Source organism: Mesorhizobium sp. M2A.F.Ca.ET.067.02.1.1 (assembly GCF_004023285.1).
GTDB lineage: Bacteria > Pseudomonadota > Alphaproteobacteria > Rhizobiales > Rhizobiaceae > Mesorhizobium.
Map to the genome: position 1 here is coordinate 1 of NZ_RZSB01000625.1, position 3571 is coordinate 3571.

Consider the following 3571-nt stretch of genomic DNA (forward strand, 5'->3'; position numbering starts at 1 on the left):
GTCGAGAAGGTCGGCGCGCCGATCGTGATCAAGGCGGACGGGCTTGCCGCTGGCAAGGGCGTCACCATCGCGATGACTTCTGATGAGGCGAACGCCGCGCTAGAAGCGTGTTTCGACGGCGCCTTCGGCGCCGCCGGCGCCGAGGTCGTGGTCGAGGAATATCTGACCGGCGAGGAGGCGAGCTTCTTCTGCCTGTGCGACGGCGCCACCGCGCTGCCCTTCGGCACCGCGCAGGACCACAAGCGCGTCGGCGACGGCGATACCGGGCCGAACACCGGCGGCATGGGCGCCTATTCGCCGGCGCCGGTGATGACGCCCGAAATGACCGAGCGCACCATGCGCGAGATCATCGAGCCGACCATGCGCGGCATGGCCAATCTCGGCGCGCCTTTTGCCGGCATCCTCTTCGCCGGCCTGATGATCACCGAGAGCGGCCCGAAGCTGATCGAATACAACACCCGCTTCGGCGATCCCGAATGCCAGGTGCTGATGATGCGGCTGAAGGACGATCTGCTCGTCCTCCTCAACGCCGCTGTCGACGGCCAGCTTGCGCATATGTCCATACGCTGGAGCGACGAGACGGCGCTGACCGTGGTGATGGCGGCGAGGGGCTATCCCGGCACGCCGGAAAAGGGCTCGGTCATCCGCGGCCTCGACGAGGCCGAGCGTGATGGCGCCCAGATTTTCCACGCCGGCACCGCCATCAATGGCGGCGCGCTCGTCGCCAATGGCGGCCGCGTGCTCAACGTCACCGCGCTCGGCAAGACCGTCGGCGAGGCGCAGGCCAAGGCCTACGCGGCGATCGAGCACATCGACTGGCCGCAGGGCTTCTATCGCCACGACATCGGCTGGCGCGCCGTCGAGCGCGAGAAGACCGGCGCGTAACCCAGCTTCAGGCGGCCGCGCTCTTTCGTCCGCCACGCGCCCAGGCCGGCAGCCAGTCGCCATGCCCGGCAAGCAGGTCGTCGACCAGCGACCAGATCTGGTCGAGGTCGAGCTCGGCGGCGGTGTGCGGGTCCATCATCGCGGCATGGTAGATGTGCTCGCGGTTCTCGTTGATCAGCGCCCGCACCGTCAGCTCCTGCACGTTGATGTTGGTGCGGATCAGCGCCGTCAGCTGCGGCGGCAGCTCGCCAATGTAAGTGGGCTGGATGCCGGAGGCATCGACAAGGCACGGCACTTCCGCCGCGCAGTCGAAGGGCAGCGAGGTGATGCAGCCATTGTTGCGGACATTGCCGTAGATCACCGATGGCTCGCCGGTCCACACCGAGTTCATAATCGAGGAGGCATATTCCCTCGACTGCTCGACCTCGATCCGTTCGGCCGAACGGTAGGCTTCCGCCTGGCCCTTCCAGCGCTCGATCTGCTCAATGCAGCGTTTTGGATATTCATCGAGCGGAATGCCGTATTTCTCGATCAGATCGGGCCGCCCATCCTTGATGAAATAGGGCGTGTATTCGGCGAAATGCTCCGAGCTTTCGGTGACGAAATAGCCGAGCCGGGTCAGCATTTCGTAACGCACCTTGTTCGGGCAGCGCGGGTTCCAACCCGGCTTCGGCGCGCGGCCTTCGCGATAGGCGCGCACGAGGTCGGGATAAAGGTCGCGATAGCTGCCGTCCGGCTGGCGATGCTCGAATTTGAGATAGAACGCCATGTGGTTGATGCCGGCCGAGCGATAGCGGATCTCCTCGTAGGGAAGGTCGAGGTCGTGCGCCAGCTCCATTGCCGTACCCTGCACCGAATGGCAGAGCCCGACCTGCTTGATCGTGGGGTATTTCTCGGCGATCGCCCAGGTGTTGATCGCCATCGGGTTGACATATTGCAGCATGATCGCCTCGGGGCAGACGGCGAGCATGTCCTCGCAGATCTTCCACAGATGCGGCACGGTCCTCAGGCCCCGCATGATGCCGCCGACGCCGAGCGTGTCGGCGATGGTCTGGCGCAGGCCGTATTTCTTCGGCACCTCGAAGTCGGTGACGGTGCAGGGCTCGTAGCCGCCGATCTGGAAGGCGACGACGACGAAGTCGGCGCCTTTCAGCGCCATGCGCTGGTCCGAATAGGTCTCGGCCTTCGCCTTGACGCCGAGCGTCGCGATCAGCTTGTTGACGACGATGGCGCTTTCTTCCAGCCGCTGCGGATTGATGTCCATCAGCGCGATCGTCGCGCCAGACAGCGCCGGCCGCTGCAGCACGTCGCCGACGATGTTCTTCATGAACACCGTCGAGCCGGCGCCGATGAACGCGATCCTGGGATTTCTAGCCACTGTAAGCCTCCGGCACTTGTCTACGCCACCTCGAAAGCGGCCCTGACGAGCCGTTCGGTGTAGGCGGTCTTGGGATTGGAAAGGACCTCGTCGACGGGTCCCTGCTCGACGATTTGACCATGCTGCATGACGATGACGCGATGGCACAGCGCCCGCACCACCTTGAGGTCGTGCGAGATGAACAGATAACTCAAGCCGCGCTCGTCCTGCAGCTTGCGCAGCAGGTCGATGATCTGCGCTTGCACCGAAAGATCGAGCGCCGATGTCGGTTCGTCGAGCAGGATGAATTCGGGCTCCAGCGCAATGGCGCGCGCGATCGCGATGCGTTGCCGCTGCCCGCCGGAGAATTCATGCGGAAAGCGCGACAGGATGTTGCCGGGCATGCCGGCGCTGACCAGCGCCTCGCGCACCCGCTCGACCCGTTCGCGCCGCGTCGCGCCCAGCCTGTTGACGACCAGTCCTTCCTCGATGATCTGGCCGATTGTCATGCGCGGGTTGAGCGAGGAGAACGGGTCCTGGAAGACGATCTGCATGCGCGAGCGCAGCGGTCGCATCTCGGCGCGCGACAGCGTCTCGATCGGTTGGCCGTCGAAGCGGATTTCCCCGCGCTTGGCATCCTGCAATCTGAGCAGCGCCTGGCCGAAGGTCGTCTTGCCGGAACCGGATTCGCCAACCAGCCCCAGCGTCTCGTGGCGGCAAAGCTTTAGGTCGAGATCGTCGACCGCGACCAGCTCGCGCCAGTCGGGTTTGAGGAACGTTCCGTGGCGCAGCATGAAGCAGACGCGCACGCCGTTCGCCTCGAGGATGGTGCCGCTGCCTTCCGGCAGCGGCTGCGGCCGCCCGTGCGGTTCGGAGGCGAGCAGCCGCTGCGTGTAGGGATGCTGGGGATTGGCGAAGAGCCGCTCGGTGATGTTGTGCTCGCGCATCTCGCCATGCTGCATGACATAGACGTAGTCGGAGAATTTGCGCACCACGGTGAGGTCGTGGGTGATCAGGATCACCGCCATCTTCAGCTCTTTCTGAAGATTGCGGATCAGGTTCAGGATCTGCGCCTGAACGGTGACGTCGAGCGCCGTGGTCGGTTCGTCGGCGATCAGCACATCGGGGTCGTTGGCTAAGGCCATGGCGATCATGACGCGCTGGCGCTGGCCGCCGGAGAGCTGATGCGGATATTGCTTGAGCCTTGCCTCTGGCTCGGGGATCTGGACATGCTTGAGGAGCTCGAGCGCCCGCGCCCAGGCTTCCCTGCGGCTCACCCTGCGGTGCACACGGATCGCCTCGACGATCTGGCTGCCGACCGTGTAGATC

3 protein-coding genes are annotated in these 3571 nt (G+C 64.8%); 1 reads left to right on the forward strand and 2 read right to left on the reverse strand.

Annotated features, from left to right (window positions below; translation table 11 throughout):
- Positions 1-885: phosphoribosylamine--glycine ligase (gene purD / locus EOA28_RS28865; RefSeq protein ID WP_128315536.1), on the forward strand; the 885-nt coding region annotated here is incomplete at its 5' end.
- A gap of 7 nt (positions 886-892) precedes the next feature.
- Here purD and EOA28_RS28870 read toward each other — a convergent pair.
- Together EOA28_RS28870 and EOA28_RS28875 are read right to left on the reverse strand one after the other, a co-directional pair.
- Complete coding sequence (locus tag EOA28_RS28870) at positions 893-2263, reverse strand: alpha-glucosidase/alpha-galactosidase (RefSeq protein ID WP_127253659.1); 1371 nt, start codon at positions 2261-2263, stop codon at positions 893-895.
- A 20-nt stretch (positions 2264-2283) separates the two neighbouring features.
- Positions 2284-3571: dipeptide ABC transporter ATP-binding protein (locus EOA28_RS28875; protein WP_148670910.1), on the reverse strand; the 1288-nt coding region annotated here is incomplete at its 5' end.